Below are 17,134 nucleotides of genomic sequence, written 5' to 3'. Positions count from 1 at the left end.
ATTGAATGATTGAATGATTGTTAACTAAATGACAACTGAGCCATTACACCTAAGCTATGCTATCCTTTCCTGATTCAAATATATCAAAACCTTAAAAGACTCATTACCCTAATGGCAGTTCGAATTTTTACTGTTAAGCGATTATTTTTATTGTGCTTTTTTATAATCGCATTAGGTTTAGTCCTGCTTCAACAAAACTTCAGGCCTATTGCACTAAATTTAATCAACTCATTAACTGAGCCCTATGATATCGAAGTGATTGATGTTGACGTTAAACTGACTGAATTAACCCAATTTAAGCTCACCGATCTTAATCACTTATATTTCCCATGGCTGCAATTACGTTATCAAGATAGCTTTATTGAGTTTCGTGATATCAAGTTAGATCTAAAAGATGGTTACCATACCCTAAAAAATATGTCCTTAGCTGTTGAAGATATCAATGCGCTGCACATTCGTGATATTCAAGTCACATTAGGGGACAGTTTTTTTAAACGACAAGAACAAGGTGAAAACTCAGATAATATAGGTCTGAGCATTAACCAAATTCCACAAATAACACTCGACAATATCAGTGTATATTTACCTAAGTCGTTACAAAAAAAGGTTCCTTCCCCAGTTCTACGAACGAGTAAATTGCAGTTAACCCATGTGGAATCTGCCAAAAAAACTACCGATGCACTGCAGAAAACGGATACACATCAAGTACTGTCTGGAACAGTCAATTTGATGGAACAGCAGGTATTGGCGTTTGAACTGGCACTCGCTCAAACACAGTGGGCGCTTAGCCATCAAACTGACTTGAATACCTTACTTAGTAGTATGACTGAGTTTAATAGTGCATTAACACTCATGGCATCTGATGAGGCTTTAGGCAATCACTCAGCCGTTTCGCAATCAGATTTTGTAACTGGATTAGATGACCTCGTCACTAGTATTGATGCATTAGCAATTGATGTTAACGGCATATGGCAAAGCGATACACAACTTGATTTGATTCACGGTTCAATCAACAGTCAGCATCAGATTATTCCTGTAACAGCATCAAGTGGCGACGCACTTCCCCTCATTAGCAGTCGATTACTTTCAGGGATTAAATTTAGCTCAGATTCGCCAATCGATTTTTCGATAAACTATCTGCCAATGTCAGATACAGCGCCCGCTATGACGACCTTTGAACTGCAACCTTTAACTTGGCAGCAACGCACGACTCAACTGCAATTAGCCGATATCAATGCATTGTTGAGTCGCACAGAATTCGTTGATACCTCGTTCACAGCTCACGCTAACCAAATGCTAAGTAAAATGACCAAACCTGTTGATTGGTCTATATCTTTAAAGAAACCGTTAACCATTGAAATGCCACTGGATGACACATCTGTAATCAACGTTTTGCCAACAGATGCCAGCTTACTTGTGAAGCATGACACTGTCACAACAGCATTAGATATCAATGATTTCACTGTGGACAGCCTCTCAATTGCGAATTATTCAGCATCAAACGATAACTCATCCACCCTTAATAGAATGACACTGAACTCAAGACTAGATTTCAGTCTGAATCAGCATCACCCTATTGAACTAATCGAATTGAGTGAGGGCTTAGCATTAACGTCTACTGAATCTAGCGGTTCTGACAAACGTATTACACTTGATGGAAGCAGAATAAACTTAAGTGCAAAGGCTGTTGCTGATAATCAATCAATAAAAGTCACCCTATTGCCTCAGTCAGGAATTCACACAGAAAAGCTCAATGTTTATATGCCACAAAAGACATTGTCTTTTGAAAGCCTGCATTGGCAGCTTACGCAACCTTCAAGTATTGAACACATTCAAGCGCCTATTGAGACCAGTACTGATATAAACCAAAGCACAGATATAAACCAAAGCACAGATATAAACCAAGCTACTAGAAAATCTACACTCAATATTGGCGATGTTACATTGGGCTTTGACCGTTTTTCATTTAAAACAAATGACATCAAACAAGTGCTAAACGAGACTTTTGAAGTTGAGTTAGGCCAATTTGAGATCAACGCAACGCAGAATATCGCTTTGCTATTGGGATCTTCGAGCATCAACGAAGCTGACCATCGCCATGGTAGCGCTACTTCAAAAATGTCTACCCTGGAATCATTACTCGCCCAATCAAATCAAACCCAACTTAATTGGTCGTTACAAGATGTTCAAATTGATAAGCTCATTCCAAGCAAAACAAAATTACGCCGTTACAAAGTACTGCGACTTGATGATATATCGCTTAGCCAACACTTAAACCTGCAGCATCAGCTGTTAACAGGTTCAGAACAATGGCAGCTCGATGAACTAATTTTATCCAGCTATCACTTGCTGCGGTTACCACAGCAAAACATGCCAGTTTCTTTAGCAGGTCAATGGCTGGTCGATACCGAGTTAGCATCGGTTGTTAATACTTTAGAGCAAACTCAAATGCTCCCCGAAAACTTATCCATTTCTGGCTATAACAAGCTTAAGGCTGGTTTTGCACTGAATGAAAGCCAAGGCGTGTCTTTGTTTGAAATGAAATTCGAACAGCAAGTCTCGCAGCTTGATGCACAATATAACGAAAACTATTTTAACAACGCGAATTTAACGGCTAATTGTCAATTCAATTGGCAGCAGGTACATAGCACACCAATTCAACCTACGACCTACAGCCAAAGCCGTCTGTTGTGCCAACAAGCAGAACTCAATATTGCTGATGCATACGTCGGTATTAATCTTGAAAATATTCAACTAAAAACCAATGTTTCACTGGGAAAAAATGATGAAATACCCGCCAAAAATTGGTTACAGGAAATTAGCGGGCTTAGCGATACTGATGTTAATTTAACAGCCAGTGGCGACTTATTAGATGGAGAGTTTTTAGTGCCTGAGTTTTATCTAAAATTACACGATAAATCTGAAGGTTATTTCGTCTTAAATGGTATTAGCTTAGAAGCGTTACTCGCTGCACAGCCCCAGGTTGGTGTCTACGCCAATGGTATTTTTGACGGTGTTTTACCAGCAAGCTTAGTCGATGGTAAAGTCACTATTGCAGGTGGACACTTGGCAGCAAGGAAACCAGGAGGCTTAATTCAAGTGTCAAATAACCCGGCCCTTGAGCAAATTAGAACAACTCAACCACACTTAGATTTTGTTGTACAAACACTAGAACATTTAGAGTACAGCCAGCTAAGTAGTAGTTTTGACATGGCAGAAAATGGGGATGCTTCACTCAAAGTGCAAGTGAAAGGTCAAAGCCAAGATATTGAAAGGCCAATACATTTAAACTACTCTCATGAAGAGAACTTATTTCAATTATATAAAAGTACGCAGATTGGCAACCAACTGCAAAATGATATCGAACGATCCGTGAAGTAAAAGGACAACTCAGTGAAAACGCATTCGATTAATACCCTTTGGCTTTTATGCGCGAGCAGTCTGTTAATGAGCGCTTGCTCGCCAACAGTCAAAATAGCCCCTCCCGACAAGCCCATTGAGATAAATCTCAATGTCAAAATCGAGCATGAAATCATTATTAGAATTGATAAAGAGCTCGACATACTTTTAGAAGATGACGAGTTATTTTAATTAATAAGGAAATCACATTATGAAGTTACCCATCATAGCCTTATTAACAGGGCTTTTATTGTCAGCAAATGCTTATGCGTTAACCCTACAGCAAGCAAAAAGCCAAGGCTTAGTTGGTGAGCAAACCAATGGCTATTTAGGCCTAGTCGTCAATGATAAAGCTGCAAAACAGTTAATGTTAGACGTTAACGCAAAACGTAAACAACATTATCAAAAAATAGCTAAAAAAAATAAACTCTCAACCACTGATGTTGCCAATAGAGCGGCTAAAAAAGCGATTGCGGCGGCGGATAAAAATCATTTCATTCAAAATTCATCCGGGAAATGGCTGCAGAAATAAGCGACTTTTGAGTGTTCTTCCACCTTAAAATGTAAATGTCATCATTTTTTATCATCAATTTAGTTTACTTAAACTAGGATAAAAATTGATGGCATTATATATTTCACTTTATACCATAACACCCACCCTTTACGATATGTGGCATATAAGCGCTTGTTGTTATTAACCTTTATCACCTCGCTTTTTGCTTTCATTCGCAATACTCATTCTTAAGTTAATTTTTTCTTTTTAATATTGATAAATTTGGCATTAATTTGTACAAAATTTTGGTGTCCTTATAGCGCTTGTGGGTATTTTATTCGTAAAACAAAAGTGTTACATTTATGTAATAAGTCATTTTTTTGTCTGGTGTCATTTTTACATCAGGCGTATATACCTTTGAGAATATGAACAAGATTTTATCTGCCATTGCTACACTTATAATACTAATAAACCCTGTTCAGGCTAAACCTGTCGTTAACGTGGGCGGTTACTTGTTTGCCCCTTATGTGAATATCTCTGAGGCCGGCATGTTTCAAGGGTTTACCATTGATTTAATCGCAGCGTTCAATGAACTTCAATCAGAAGTCGACTTCCAATTTGTTAATACCAGCATTGAAAATCGCTACCAAGCATATGACATTGGTCGTTTCGATATGATGATTTTTGAAAGCCCTATTTGGGGTTGGCAAAACTTTGATACCACCTTTATCCCACTTGATATTGTCGACGGTGAAGTGTTTATCACCCTTAGAGATAATGATAAAAACCAAGAATATTTTTCATCTTTTAAAGATAAATCATTAAGTCTTGTGAGTGGCTATCATTATCAATTTGCAGACTGGAACACCGACAGCCAAGAGTTAGCACTCAATTTTGATATTCAGTTTGTTAATACCAATAAAGCATCAATAGAAAGTGTTCTCAAAGGTCGCGCCGATATTGCCCCTGTCACCCATTCATACCTTATGCATTATTTGCAAACTCACCCTGATGCACGCTCGCAATTACTGATATCAGAGAGATTGGATCAAGCTTACTCTCATAGCATCTTGCTCAAACCGAATTCTGTGGTTTCGGCAAGTCATGTGCAAAAGTGGTTTAATGAAATTCGCGATTCAGGAAGATTGAAACGTATTGCAGAAAAGTACAATGTAGAAATTTAATTTGATTTAGGCTTTAAAACATAAGTCAGCATCTTGAAGATACTGACTAAGAAATCTTTTAAACAATAGATGATGCTGAGCGCATCATCTATTAACTCTACAGCTAAATTACATGGTTACCATTGCCCAATATTCAAGGCGAGACTTTGGATCCAGTACCACTTTCTTACATAAATCTTTGTACTTACCCATTAATGGCCCTAAACCACTTGAGCCGCCAAGGCTGGCAATTTGTTGCTCTTTTGCAGTCGCAACTGCCGCTTCTACTTTATCGGCAGGCATATATTGTCCAGCAATCTTTTCAGCTTCAAGACCTGAATCTTTAAGTCTGCCGCCAACAGCTTGCATCTGTGGTGCATCCATCCCCATGATCACACCAGATGCGATTTCGTAATACGCAGCGCATTGCACTAACTCGTTACTGAAAGCTTCTTCAGCTTTATCTTGTGCATAGCTACTGCTTGCTGCAGTAAGTAAAGCCACTGCTGCAGCTAATTGAAATCCTTTGTTTAACATGAAATATCCTTTATTCCTGATACTTAACTGATTACGACTTAAACCACAATAACCGTTAAATTGACTCAGATTTATGGTTAGTAATTTATCTCTGTATGCAAAATGGCATTGGCATTTTGCTGTTGATAATAATCTAGGCGATGTTTTAAATGTTTTTTTACCGTGGCCCATTCACTATCGATGATCGAATACACCACAGTGTCTCGTACTGTGCCGTCTTTCAATAATTTATGGTTTCTCAGTACACCATCTTGCTTCGCACCCAAGCGCATAATGGCTTGTCTAGATGCTTGGTTATGCCAATGGGTTCTAAACTCCACGGCCATCACATCCAAGGTTTGAAATGCATAAGTGAGTATCAGTAATTTAGTCTCTGTATTCACCGCTGTACGCTGTGCTCTTTTGGCATACCAAGTGTAACCAATTTCTAAGCGACGATTGGGTTGATCCCAATTACAGATACGAGTACAACCAATGACTTCACCTGAAGTCTTTTCTCTGACCACAAATGCTAAAGCTTCACCATGACTCTCTTGCACTAAAGCCTTTTCCACATAAGCCTTCATATCATCTGGGTGAGGCACAGTGGTAAACCACAATTCCCACAAACTCCCATCTGTTGCAGCTAGACTTAACGCAGTCACATGCTCAAGTGTCAACGGTTCTAAAATGACATGCTCACCAATTAAGCAAGCGTCACTGTTTACTTCTGCCATTATCTCTCCCGCCCAGTCGTTAACTTGCTCACATAAATACAGAATACATGATCTTAAGCAGAATAAAATCTCCTTTTTATACAATAAAACGATAACTGTATTAGCCACTGTTGTTCACTGAGTATTAGTTAGCCATATCAGGAATATTCATCAGGTGCTTTCGCTAACCAAATAAAAAGCCAATACTTTTCAGTATTGGCTTTGCACAGCGAGAGCTGCCGTTGAGTATTAATACAACAGTGTGCTTTTATTGATTAAAATCCAGCTGATAAACACTTGTCGTGCCACTCACTTCATTGCCAATAACTAACAATGGTTTGCCTGTCAGATTCATATCAGCACCGATAAACTTCATGCCTTCAGGCCCTAAGTCACCAGCAAGCTCAGGTTGGCCTGAAATATCATCACCATCGATTTCAAAATCAATATCAAAATCTCGATTTATCACATAATCAATAAAGCTAACATCAAATGGGTTAGTAATATCGTAAACCATAAAACCACCCGTGCGCTCTAATCCGATGAAAGCATATTTTTTATCACCAATTTCTCCAATAGCTAACGCTTCAGGTTCTGGCCCTTTATCATCACTACGGCTATCGCCTTTGCTTTCTTCGTTATGATTGTTGAAGTTATCACCTAAGATCGCCGCTGTAATGCGCTCGAACTGGCTAGCACTGTCAAAAACTTGTTGGCCATCATGGGTCCATATCGAAAATGAACGTGCGCCATATGAGACGATTTTATCCATATCACCGTCGCCATCATCATCGCCCATGCTAGTGGTAATTTTTAAACGTCCTAGCTGAGTCTTATCTTGTGCTGTTAAAATTTGTGGATGGTTTGGGTCTAGCAGTAAGTCTTCAGCCCGCCCTTCTTCTGAAAAACCGTCATAATCACGTGCGTCACCTTCATTGGCTGTAACAATAAAGTCCTGATCACGCCATTGGTAACTTGCTATCGTATCTGGCTGATACATGCCGTAAACACCTTCGTATGCCGTGATGTTGATAGCATCATCTTTATCACTGGCATCGATTTCGTTACCCGCTTTTCCATAATCTTTAAGACCAAGTGCATTAATCGCTTCAACCGTATTATCAGCCAAGTTAATCACTGCAATAGCATTGTTTTCTTGTAGGCTGACATAGGCATATTGGTTATCTTTAGAGACTGCAATATATTCAGGCTCTAGATCTTCAGAAACTGAAGCACCAGGGCCATTAAGTTTAATCAGGTCGCTTAATTCATCATGGCGTGCATTGCCTGCATCAAACTCGTTAAAGGTAATCAAGGTAGCAGTATCGGCAGGAATATTATCAACCACTTCGATAATTGAAATGCTGCCTTCGGGATCTACCGTGTAAGCATCGTTAGGCTCACCTTCATTGGCTATAATCACTTTGGTACCGTCATGGGTAAACACCACGTTATCGGGTAATGCACCTACGTTGACAGTTTTAATAAAGCTTGGCGCATCAACATCAGATAATTGATAGAAGGCGATAACACCGTTACCTTGCGTCGCATTGCCTACATCATCAGCTCTTTCAACGGCAGCAGCTAAAAGGTCGCCATAAATACTGATGCTATTAACGCTACCTAGACCAGTTAATTCTGCATCTGTAGCAACATCTAAACTGTATACTTTTTCTAAGTTACTTAATGTAGAAGCCTCTGCTGCATCAACAGCTTGAGTCTCAGCACTCTCAAGGCTAATGGCATCGACCATGCCACTTTGAGCATTGACTACAAACGCTAGATGACTTGCTACGTGATAATCAACAATTTCAGCAGCACTTTTCCCAAACACACCAGACTCGTAACGACCTATAAGCCCTAAAGATAAAGCGCCTTGCTGAGCATCACAGATAATCTGAGTTTGGGCAGTAATGATTTCGTCACTGTCTAAAATGCCATTTCCATTGGTATCAATGCCGGTATCGATTTGCTTTCCACCAAAAGGACAAATAGCATGACCAGAAGCTAACGAACTTGTCGTGAGTAACGAAATTAGTCCATTAGTACCATCACTACCTTTGCTGCCATCAGAGCCGTCGTCACCATCGCAGCCAGTTAATAGCATCATAGAAACAATAGCGGCTATGGGTAAAATATTGGTTTTCATCATCACTTTCCTGTTACGTACTTGTTATTAAAATTTCAGGTAAGCTACCCAAGTTCAATGACAATCACGCGACACTCTTGTTAAGCTATTGTTACATCCTATTTGGTTGATCCAGTAAAGATTTTGATACAAGTTCTTATTAAATAATTCCCATTAGCAAACACTAATCATGTTAAAATCCTCTATGGAATTTTCTTCGTTCCTCTTCTTTTGCCTTCACTCTTTTTTATTACTGAGGTATGTGTGAGCCCGTCTTCAAACACTCATTCAAATAATACTGCACAAAATTCTCCGCATCTTGCCATGTTAATTCCAATGCTTGCGGCCATTGTTGCTATCACGCCATTAGCTATTGATATGTATTTACCAGCGATGTCAGCTATTGCAATAAGCTATGATGCCCACGTCACCACCGTACAACAGTCTTTAAGTATTTATTTAGCTGGGTATGCGCTTGGCATGCTGACATTCGGCCCACTTGCGGATCGTTTTGGTCGTAGGCCTTTAGTCATTTTCGGCCTCAGTGGTTTTACACTAATTAGTTTATTTATCTCTTTTAGTAGCAGCATTGAAACATTTTTAGCCTTGAGGTTTATTCAAGCGTTTATTGGCGCCGCTGCAACTGTGGTTGTTCCTGGTTATATCAAAGAGGTTTATGGTGATAACACGGCTAAAGGCATGTCTTATGTCAGTTTAATCATGATGCTTGCCCCTTTATTAGCGCCAACACTTGGCAGTTTAATTTTAGAGTTTGGTGAATGGCCGCTGATCTTTATAAGCCAAAGCTGCTACGCGATTGTATTGTTAATGCTGGTGTTGTTTAAACTTAAGATGCCAAGCGATAAGGCAAAAGACAGTCGCAGTACTCAGTCTTTTCTTAAGTCCTATAAAACCGTGTTAACTCGTCAGGGCGTCAAGGTTAATATCACTTGTGGCGTGCTCACATCGTTTGCTTTTTTCTGTTACTTAACAGCCTCTCCTTTCATATATATGGAAGTGTTCGGGTTAGATAAATCACTATTCGCGATTTTGTTTAGCACTAATGTTGGCGCGTTGATGCTCGCTAATATTGTCAATTCAAGGATTGTCGGTCGCTATGGTTCTAGCCGAATGTTGTTTGTGGCCACTGTGTTTGCAACGCTTTCAGCCACTGGGTTGTTGATCGTTAATATTATTGACCTAAGTTACCATTACACAGTGGCAATGCTCATTCCATTAATGGGCTGTTTAGGGATTATGTCAGTCAATGCTGATGCGATTGTATTGATGAAATTTAAAAAGGAAACTGGAACTGCGACTGCCGTGATTGGTACATTGCGCTTTGGGTTTGGCTCTCTTGCAGGACCTTTACTAGCAGTGTTTTACACAGGTACTGCAGTGCCTTTTTCTGCAATGATGCTGATTTCAGTTATGTTAGTCATGGTCTGTTTGCTATTTCAGCGAACTCAACCAGCACATTAGAGTTTTATGAATAGAGTGATGCTATGTATCACTCTATTCAATAATGCCACTATCCCATTTTCATTATTAAATTGATCAATTCCTATTCCAGTTCTTTTAGCCAATATGTGCGTCCTAAAATGTTCTATTTGTACGCTCTATAACAAAAGTTATATTCAATAAACTGCAAATAACACTTAATTTAATGTGTTTTTCTGACTTATTAGTCATTATTAATCAATATTCATGAAATACACTCAAGTTTCTTAGTTAATTTCAAAATCACTCTTGTATCAATTTCAAAATTAATTATGATGAAATCATCTTGTTTCACTTGGTGTTATCTCAATATCATATGAAAACAAGACAATTATCTAAGGCGGTTATCGACTGCAAAGATAAACGAGTTCGAATTACCATTCGAACCTACTTTTAGAACGATTACCGTCGTTGTAACAAGATACTGTTTACCCACAACGGTAACTTAAGAGGATTTAGCAATGGAAAAATTATCCGGCGCAAGCATGATAGTGCGCTCGTTAATAGACGAAGGCGTAAAACACATATTCGGCTACCCTGGTGGCTCAGTTCTTGATATCTACGATGCTCTTCATAAAATTGCAGGTGTAGAACATATCCTTGTAAGACATGAACAAGCTGCTGTCCACATGGCTGATGGCTATGCGCGCGCAACTGGTGATGTTGGCGTAGTACTAGTCACTTCAGGTCCTGGAGCAACCAATGCGATTACAGGTATTGCTACTGCATACATGGACTCTATACCGATGGTGGTCTTGTCAGGCCAAGTACCCAGTAACCTTATAGGTAATGATGCATTCCAAGAATGTGACATGATTGGTATTTCTCGCCCGATTGTAAAACACAGCTTTTTAGTGAAAGATCCCCGTGAAATCCCTGAAATTATCAAAAAAGCCTTCTTTATTGCTGCAACTGGCCGCCCTGGACCTGTGGTTGTCGATTTACCAAAAGACTGCTTAAACCCAGAGCTTCTTCACGACTACGTTTACCCAGAATCTGTCAACATGCGTTCTTACAATCCAACGACATCAGGCCATAAGGGCCAAATTCGTCGTGGTTTACATGCATTGTTAGCAGCTAAAAAACCTGTTTTATATGTAGGTGGTGGCGCGATTATTTCCGAGTGCGACCAGCAAATCCTGCAACTGGCAGAACGCTTAAATATTCCTGTGATTAACACATTAATGGGTTTAGGTGCATTCCCAGGCAGTCATCCGCAATTCTTAGGTATGCTTGGCATGCACGGCCGTTATGAAGCCAACATGGCGATGCATAACAGTGATCTTATTTTTGGTATCGGTGTGCGTTTTGATGACCGGACAACGAATAATGTCGAGAAGTACTGCCCTAACGCAACCATCTTACATATTGATATTGATCCGTCTTCGATATCAAAAACAGTCAGAGTAGATATCCCAATTGTTGGCTCTGCTGAAAACATTTTAGACAGCATGCTCAAGCTACTTGATGAGACTCAAAAAACCAATGACAGCGAAGCACTCGATGCATGGTGGACTGATATCAATCAATGGCGTGAACGTGATAGCTTGGCATACGATAAAACCACCGATCGTATTAAGCCGCAGCAAGTGATCGAAGTACTGCATAAATTGACCGACGGTGATGCTTACGTCACATCTGATGTTGGCCAGCACCAAATGTTTGCTGCACTGTATTATCCATTTGATAAACCACGTCGCTGGATAAACTCTGGTGGCTTAGGCACCATGGGCTTTGGTTTACCTGCAGCCATGGGTGTTAAAATGGCAATGCCAGATGAAACCGTTGTTTGTGTAACTGGTGATGGTTCAATTCAAATGAACATTCAAGAGCTATCAACGGCACTGCAATATGATACCCCAGTGAAAATCATCAACTTGAATAACCGATTCTTAGGTATGGTAAAGCAGTGGCAAGACATGATTTATTCAGGTCGTCACTCTCATTCTTATATGGACTCAGTACCGAACTTTGCCAAGATTGCAGAAGCCTATGGCCATGTTGGCATGACGATTAGCGATCCTAATGAGCTTGAGTCTAAGCTTGCAGAAGCATTAGCAATGAAAGACAAATTAGTCTTTGTTGATATCAGTGTTGATGAAACTGAGCACGTTTACCCAATGCTTATTCGTGGTGAGTCAATGAAAGATATGTGGTTAAGCAAAACGGAGAGAAGCTAATGCGTCGTATTATTTCTGTATTACTTGAAAACCAACCGGGCGCGTTATCTCGTGTTGTAGGTTTATTCTCTCAACGCGGTTATAACATCGAAAGTTTAACCGTAGCGCCAACAGAGGACACCACATTATCGCGTCTAAATATTACCGTTAATGCTGAAGCCAATGTTCATGAGCAAATCGAAAAGCAACTGCACAAGCTCATAGATATATTAAAAGTGTCCAATATCACTGAGAATGCACACATTGAACGTGAGCTGGCATTAGTTAAAGTTAAAGCTCAAGGCGAGCTACGGGAAGAAGTAAAGCGCACTGCTGATATTTTCCGTGGCCAAATTGTCGATGTCACTTCAAGCCTTTATACCATTCAAATGGCGGGCACTAGCGATAAAATCGATGCATTTATCAGTGCATTAGCTGAGGTCACTAAAGTGATTGAGGTATCACGTTCGGGTGTTGTAGGTCTTGCCCGTGGTGATAAGGCCATGAAAGCATAAACCTTGTAAAAATTAACATTTACGGTGTATCGCTTTAATTGTGTTAAATCATGAACCGTAAAGGGAGCATTTGCTCCCTTTTTAATCCTTAGCCACAAACTCAGCTATCCTATACTTTATCCACTCTGCTATAATACTCTGCTTTTCAAAGTCGCAATGTTATCAACTAACATTGCAGACACTACTGACATTTTACCTGAGATAACACATGCCATTTTCCAAGCTTGGATTAAGCGAATCCATCACACTTGCTCTTAATGAGTTAGGCTACAGCGCGCCGACTCCAATTCAACAAAAAGCAATTCCAGTGGCCTTGTCGGGTAAAAATATCATTGCTGCAGCGCAAACAGGTACCGGTAAAACAGCTAGCTTTGTCTTGCCAATACTTGAACGTTTCAAAGAGCCTCGTAAAGTACGTGGTAAACGAGTTAAAGCGCTGGTACTTGCTCCAACTCGCGAACTAGTAGTACAAGTAGAGCAAAATATTCAGCAATACAGTAAGCATTTAACCATCAATTCAATGGTGATGTACGGCGGCGTTGATAGCAAACCGCAGAAACAGCGCCTCATTGAAGGCATTGATATACTCGTTGCCACTCCCGGTCGTTTACTCGATTTGTACACCCAACGTGCAGTCCACTTTGACGAGCTAGAAGTGTTAGTGCTCGATGAAGCCGATCGCATGCTCGATATGGGCTTTATTGAAGACATTAATCGCATTATTGAGTTGTTACCTGACGAACGTCAGAACATGTTGTTTTCGGCCACTTTATCAAATCAAGTTCGCGCATTAGCTAAAACAGCAATGAAAACGCCGGTGCAGATTTCTGTTGAAACAGATGCTGACGCTAAGCCTAAAATTGATCAATGGTTAGTCACCGTTGATAAAGATAAAAAATCCGCTTTATTAAGTCATTTAATCCAAGAAAATGATTGGAAACAAGCGCTAATCTTTATTGAAACCAAGCATGGTGCAGCGAAACTTGTTACCCAATTAGAGAAACGAGGCATCATCGCAGAGTCTTTCCATAGTGGTCGAAGTCAGCCGATACGCGAGCAGATATTAGCGGACTTTAAAGCAGGTAAAATCACTTACTTAATTGCTACTGGTGTCGCTGCCCGTGGTATTGATATTGATGACTTACCATTAGTCATTAACTATGATTTACCATTTCCTGCTGACGATTATGTTCATCGTATTGGTCGTACGGGCCGCGCTGGCGCACAAGGTACTGCTGTCTCATTGGTGTCAAAAGATGACTTTAAAAACCTGTGCGCAATTGAGCGTCGTTTAAGCCATATTATTGAACGCAAAGAGGTTGAAGGTTTTGCGCCAAGAAAAGAAGTGCCTATTTCCATTTTAGATTTTGTGCCTAAAAATCCAAAAGCGCCAAAGCCTAAAACAGATCAAGATAAGCCTAAGATGTCACGTGGTAAATCTGACAAACCAAAGAATAACCACTACAACAAAAATAAAGCTAAAAAATTCAACCAAGAAGAAGCAGCGAGTTCACCTTATGGCGCTAAAAGTACACAGCGCACTTCTGATGATCGCCGTTCACAAGGTTCATCCGAGTCAAAACCTGCATCAGTCCCAAATGGTAGCGGCAGTGTGAACCCATGGAAACAGTAATCTAAATTCTAAAGCCTGCATTTCAAATTAATGATGCAGGCTTTTTGTTTTAGATTTGGTTTTAGTTTTAGTTTTAGTTTTAGTTTTAGTTTTAGTTTTAGATTTAATTTTCTATTATATTTTATTTCGCTTAGCACAAGTTCACTGCTTTATATTCACTCGCCATGGCGGATTTAAGCGGTTTTCTCCCGCCCAATACAGTTTGATTTTATTCCCTGACGGATCAAATAACACCGCTTCACGCCAAAGATAAGGCTCATCAACAGGTAACTGTTCAAATATAATTCCTTGTTGTATTAACGCTTCAACCCACACATCTAAATCTTGGTGCTCAAAGTAGATCACGCTGGTATTGTCTCTCTTCTGTACAGAATCAGATCCTTGCAAAGACTCTTCACCCAAAAAAGACAATGAGAATGTCGCCTCACCTTCAGGACAAGCAAATCGTGCATAATGATTACCTTTGGCTGCTGTGCTTACAATTTGTGTAAACCCCAAGGTTAGGTAAAACTCACAGGCTTTAGCCATATCATTAACAGGGAGTGTGACTTGATTTAATCTCATAGTATTTATTCCAATTAGACAGTGATCTATAAATAGAAATTACGCTCACTCGGGATATCCGTTAAATACTCAACAAACTCTACTTCATGACCATTAGGATCGATGTAATACACGCTGTTGTAGTTCGCGTCTTTGCTGCCAATAATCGCGATTTCAAAACCTGCTGCAATCAGCCTTTGATTTAAGCTTGTTAAATCTGTCACCACATAGGCGAAATGAGCAAGTCCTAAATCATAGCCTTCAACTGGGCGAATTTTTCCTTTGCCATTATCATTGAAAGAAAGGTAGTTATAGTCATCGCCAAAATGAATCCATTTTCGCTGCACCCCATGCCATTCCCCTTCTCCACCACCTCTGACTTTCCAATGAGGAAATGCCGCTTGATAAAATTTAAGTGTTGTTTCTAAATCGTTTACGACTAAATTCAAATGTTCTAAGCGCATAATGACTTCCTGTTAATTGATTACTTTGAATTGATTACTTTTTATCTGGCACTTTTAGAAATATGAAAATCTCAGAGTTATTTGTTTGCCATTGTTTGACTAAATAGTTGCTGCGTTTTTTCAATGACATTTCTAATAGCTATTTGGGTTTGAACCTCTTTTTTGTTAAATAACTCAATGCCTAAGCCAGCTGTGTTCGCTTGGATCAAAACAGCGCTTCTCTGATCCATTAAAGGCCGATTCACTGATATTGGTTTGCTCATACACAATCTCCTTATCCCTTTTATCCTTGAGGCGCCAACCACTCTTTGGTTTCAATTTAGTGATGGGTTATATAAGATGAAGCCACTATAAAACCTCAACCTAAGCTGAGGTAAAGCCCTAAATAGTCATTTTTTGTCATTTATTTTTGATATTTAAGATTCACATGTATGAGGCTTAAACGAGATGAGTAGTAACTGCTAAGGAGAAGCATGTTAAACGAAGCGGATCTAACCGTAGGTCAAGTCGCCAAACGCTGCGGCATTAAGGTGTCTAGTTTGCACTTTTACGAAACTAAAGGATTAATTAGCAGTTTACGTAATCAAGGGAATCAACGGCGATATCGCAGGGATGTCATTCGACGAATATCTGTGATTAAAGCAGCACAAAAAATGGGGATCAGTTTACAGGAAATCAAGCATGCCCTTAGTCACTTACCCAATAATCGCACGCCAAACAAAGAAGATTGGGCTAAATTATCACAAGCATGGCACGATAAACTCACTCAACGTATTCATTATTTAACTGAGCTCAGAGACTCACTAAACGGATGTATTGGTTGCGGTTGTTTATCTATGACGAGTTGTCCAATTTACAACCCAGAAGATGCGCTAGGCATTGATGGCGTAGGCTCTGTCATCTTAGATAAAGCACTCATTCAAGATTAAAACTGTAATTATGTTGATTTGAAAACTAAAAAGCCCAACAAGGAAATAGATTCTCGTTGGGCAAAATAATCAGGGAAGATGTGAAACTTGTGCTACTTAAAATGCATGATGAGTGCATAGGGGAATTAAATAGCACGGATGAAACAATGTCTTACAAGGTTTGCTATCTCTCTTCATCAACCTCTCGTTGCAATGAGTAAGAGATAGCGTCGAAAGGTTAGCTTTCGATGGTATTGTTTACGTTAGCGCCGTTAATTTTAATCTTACGCGCTTTCAATGCTTCAGGAATTTCACGCACTAATTCAATATTTAATAGGCCATTTTCTAAGCCTGCTCCCACGACATTTACGTGATCAGCTAATTGGAAAGTACGTTCAAATCCGCGTTCAGCAATACCTTGGTGTAAGTATTTACGCTCATCGTTTACGGCTGCAACTTTGCTGCCTTTGACTAATAACTTGTCGCCTTCGCTGGTGATATCAAGTTCGTCCATGGTGAAACCTGCAACTGCCATAGTAATGCTGTAACGATTCTCACCCAGTAATTCGATGTTGTATGGAGGGTAACCAGTGTTACCATTTTGCACTGCAGCGTGCTCAGCCATTTTAGCTAAACGATCGAAACCGATTGCACTGCGGTAAAGAGGAGTTAAATCTGGAGTTAAGTTAAATTTGCGCATGTTCATACCCTTGTCTAAAGCAATATGTGAAAATAAATATGCCATTATTGGCGTTTGTCATTACCCTTACGGCGTAATGGAAGTTAGTACCTCTATTGAGCGTGCCTAACTTATAACTAGATATGAGAACGATATTTTTGTTTTCAAGTAAATATCGGAAATTATTTTTATTTATTTTGAATTTATTTTTTATAACACAACAAATACAGTGACTTATGCTAAAAATAAATTTTATAAAAATGGCAACAAAAAAGGCAACCTTGCGATTGCCTTTCAGTTTTCTACACTAATTTATTC

16 protein-coding genes are annotated in these 17,134 nt (G+C 39.6%); 9 read left to right on the top strand and 7 right to left on the bottom strand.

Going from position 1 to position 17,134, the window contains the following annotated elements:
• The first annotated feature begins 111 nt into the window (after positions 1-111).
• The 4 genes from AB4153_RS03735 to AB4153_RS03720 all read left to right on the top strand — a co-directional run bounded on the left by AB4153_RS03735 (position 112) and on the right by AB4153_RS03720 (position 5,076).
• Positions 112-3,381 (top strand): YdbH domain-containing protein, encoded by a 3,270-nt coding sequence (locus AB4153_RS03735; protein ID WP_371996426.1) that lies wholly within the window; start codon positions 112-114, stop codon positions 3,379-3,381.
• Between the two features lie 66 nt (positions 3,382-3,447).
• Positions 3,448-3,591 (top strand): YnbE family lipoprotein, encoded by a 144-nt coding sequence (locus tag AB4153_RS03730; protein ID WP_102528183.1) that lies wholly within the window; start codon positions 3,448-3,450, stop codon positions 3,589-3,591.
• 19 nt (positions 3,592-3,610) lie between these two features.
• Positions 3,611-3,931: a YdbL family protein gene (locus tag AB4153_RS03725; protein ID WP_102528170.1), complete on the top strand. Its 321-nt coding sequence runs from the start codon at positions 3,611-3,613 to the stop codon at positions 3,929-3,931.
• Positions 3,932-4,317: 386 nt separating this feature from the next.
• Positions 4,318-5,076 carry a substrate-binding periplasmic protein gene (locus AB4153_RS03720; protein WP_371996424.1) on the top strand — a complete coding sequence of 253 codons (759 nt, stop codon included), beginning with the start codon at positions 4,318-4,320 and terminating at the stop codon, positions 5,074-5,076.
• A 108-nt stretch (positions 5,077-5,184) separates the two neighbouring features.
• Here AB4153_RS03720 and AB4153_RS03715 read toward each other — a convergent pair whose 3' ends face one another.
• From AB4153_RS03715 to AB4153_RS03705, 3 genes are all read right to left on the bottom strand, one after another.
• Positions 5,185-5,592 carry a hypothetical protein gene (locus AB4153_RS03715; protein ID WP_371996422.1) on the bottom strand — a complete coding sequence of 136 codons (408 nt, stop codon included), beginning with the start codon at positions 5,590-5,592 and terminating at the stop codon, positions 5,185-5,187.
• Positions 5,593-5,669: 77 nt separating this feature from the next.
• Positions 5,670-6,308, bottom strand: coding sequence for a GNAT family N-acetyltransferase (locus tag AB4153_RS03710; RefSeq protein WP_102528173.1), 639 nt, complete (start codon positions 6,306-6,308; stop codon positions 5,670-5,672).
• Positions 6,309-6,555: 247 nt separating this feature from the next.
• Positions 6,556-8,436, bottom strand: a complete 1,881-nt coding sequence (locus AB4153_RS03705; RefSeq protein ID WP_371996420.1) for a choice-of-anchor I family protein — start codon at positions 8,434-8,436, stop codon at positions 6,556-6,558.
• Positions 8,437-8,739: 303 nt separating this feature from the next.
• Here AB4153_RS03705 and AB4153_RS03700 point away from each other — a divergent pair, with 303 nt between their 5' ends.
• From AB4153_RS03700 to AB4153_RS03685, 4 genes are all read left to right on the top strand, one after another.
• Positions 8,740-9,897: a multidrug effflux MFS transporter gene (locus AB4153_RS03700; protein ID WP_248955863.1), complete on the top strand. Its 1,158-nt coding sequence runs from the start codon at positions 8,740-8,742 to the stop codon at positions 9,895-9,897.
• Between the two features lie 479 nt (positions 9,898-10,376).
• A complete protein-coding gene (locus tag AB4153_RS03695) occupies positions 10,377-12,095 on the top strand; it encodes an acetolactate synthase 3 large subunit (RefSeq protein WP_102528175.1) in 1,719 nt (572 codons plus the stop codon).
• Positions 12,095-12,589, top strand: a complete 495-nt coding sequence (ilvN, locus tag AB4153_RS03690; protein WP_102528176.1) for an acetolactate synthase small subunit — start codon at positions 12,095-12,097, stop codon at positions 12,587-12,589. Before AB4153_RS03695 ends, ilvN begins: the two co-directional genes overlap by 1 nt.
• A 208-nt stretch (positions 12,590-12,797) precedes the next feature.
• On the top strand, positions 12,798-14,222 hold the full coding sequence (locus AB4153_RS03685) for a DEAD/DEAH box helicase (RefSeq protein ID WP_371996418.1): 1,425 nt from the start codon (positions 12,798-12,800) through the stop codon (positions 14,220-14,222).
• Positions 14,223-14,363: 141 nt separating this feature from the next.
• Here AB4153_RS03685 and AB4153_RS03680 read toward each other — a convergent pair whose 3' ends face one another.
• The 3 genes from AB4153_RS03680 to AB4153_RS03670 all read right to left on the bottom strand — a co-directional run bounded on the left by AB4153_RS03680 (position 14,364) and on the right by AB4153_RS03670 (position 15,492).
• Complete coding sequence (locus AB4153_RS03680; protein ID WP_371996416.1) at positions 14,364-14,786, bottom strand: VOC family protein; 423 nt, start codon at positions 14,784-14,786, stop codon at positions 14,364-14,366.
• 26 nt (positions 14,787-14,812) lie between these two features.
• On the bottom strand, positions 14,813-15,232 hold the full coding sequence (locus AB4153_RS03675; RefSeq protein WP_248955862.1) for a VOC family protein: 420 nt from the start codon (positions 15,230-15,232) through the stop codon (positions 14,813-14,815).
• A 74-nt stretch (positions 15,233-15,306) separates the two neighbouring features.
• Positions 15,307-15,492 (bottom strand): hypothetical protein, encoded by a 186-nt coding sequence (locus AB4153_RS03670; RefSeq protein WP_371996415.1) that lies wholly within the window; start codon positions 15,490-15,492, stop codon positions 15,307-15,309.
• Between the two features lie 210 nt (positions 15,493-15,702).
• Between AB4153_RS03670 and soxR the strand changes: the two genes are divergently transcribed.
• The gene (gene soxR / locus AB4153_RS03665) at positions 15,703-16,158 is read left to right on the top strand and encodes a redox-sensitive transcriptional activator SoxR (RefSeq protein ID WP_283108322.1); all 456 of its coding nucleotides are present in this window, start codon (positions 15,703-15,705) and stop codon (positions 16,156-16,158) included.
• 217 nt (positions 16,159-16,375) lie between these two features.
• Here soxR and AB4153_RS03660 read toward each other — a convergent pair whose 3' ends face one another.
• A complete protein-coding gene (locus tag AB4153_RS03660) occupies positions 16,376-16,837 on the bottom strand; it encodes an Hsp20 family protein (RefSeq protein ID WP_102527971.1) in 462 nt (153 codons plus the stop codon).
• Between the last annotated feature and the right edge of the window lie 297 nt (positions 16,838-17,134).

Origin of the sequence: Shewanella sp. 10N.286.52.E4, assembly GCF_041468785.1 — a bacterium.
Taxonomy (GTDB): Bacteria; Pseudomonadota; Gammaproteobacteria; order Enterobacterales; family Shewanellaceae; genus Shewanella; species Shewanella electrodiphila.
This window is presented reverse-complemented; position numbering and strand designations above follow the sequence as displayed.

Bases quoted from the DNA above. Each gene is read 5' to 3' on its own strand.
- AB4153_RS03735 (WP_371996426.1), top strand. From the start codon at position 112: ATGGCAGTTCGAATTTTTACTGTTAAGCGATTATTTTTATTGTGCTTT.
- AB4153_RS03730 (WP_102528183.1), top strand. From the start codon at position 3,448: ATGAGCGCTTGCTCGCCAACAGTCAAAATAGCCCCTCCCGACAAGCCC.
- AB4153_RS03725 (WP_102528170.1), top strand. From the start codon at position 3,611: ATGAAGTTACCCATCATAGCCTTATTAACAGGGCTTTTATTGTCAGCA.
- AB4153_RS03720 (WP_371996424.1), top strand. From the start codon at position 4,318: ATGAACAAGATTTTATCTGCCATTGCTACACTTATAATACTAATAAAC.
- AB4153_RS03715 (WP_371996422.1), bottom strand. From the start codon at position 5,592: ATGTTAAACAAAGGATTTCAATTAGCTGCAGCAGTGGCTTTACTTACT.
- AB4153_RS03710 (WP_102528173.1), bottom strand. From the start codon at position 6,308: ATGGCAGAAGTAAACAGTGACGCTTGCTTAATTGGTGAGCATGTCATT.
- AB4153_RS03705 (WP_371996420.1), bottom strand. From the start codon at position 8,436: ATGAAAACCAATATTTTACCCATAGCCGCTATTGTTTCTATGATGCTA.
- AB4153_RS03700 (WP_248955863.1), top strand. From the start codon at position 8,740: ATGTTAATTCCAATGCTTGCGGCCATTGTTGCTATCACGCCATTAGCT.
- AB4153_RS03695 (WP_102528175.1), top strand. From the start codon at position 10,377: ATGGAAAAATTATCCGGCGCAAGCATGATAGTGCGCTCGTTAATAGAC.
- ilvN (WP_102528176.1), top strand. From the start codon at position 12,095: ATGCGTCGTATTATTTCTGTATTACTTGAAAACCAACCGGGCGCGTTA.
- AB4153_RS03685 (WP_371996418.1), top strand. From the start codon at position 12,798: ATGCCATTTTCCAAGCTTGGATTAAGCGAATCCATCACACTTGCTCTT.
- AB4153_RS03680 (WP_371996416.1), bottom strand. From the start codon at position 14,786: ATGAGATTAAATCAAGTCACACTCCCTGTTAATGATATGGCTAAAGCC.
- AB4153_RS03670 (WP_371996415.1), bottom strand. From the start codon at position 15,492: ATGAGCAAACCAATATCAGTGAATCGGCCTTTAATGGATCAGAGAAGC.
- soxR (WP_283108322.1), top strand. From the start codon at position 15,703: ATGTTAAACGAAGCGGATCTAACCGTAGGTCAAGTCGCCAAACGCTGC.
- AB4153_RS03660 (WP_102527971.1), bottom strand. From the start codon at position 16,837: ATGCGCAAATTTAACTTAACTCCAGATTTAACTCCTCTTTACCGCAGT.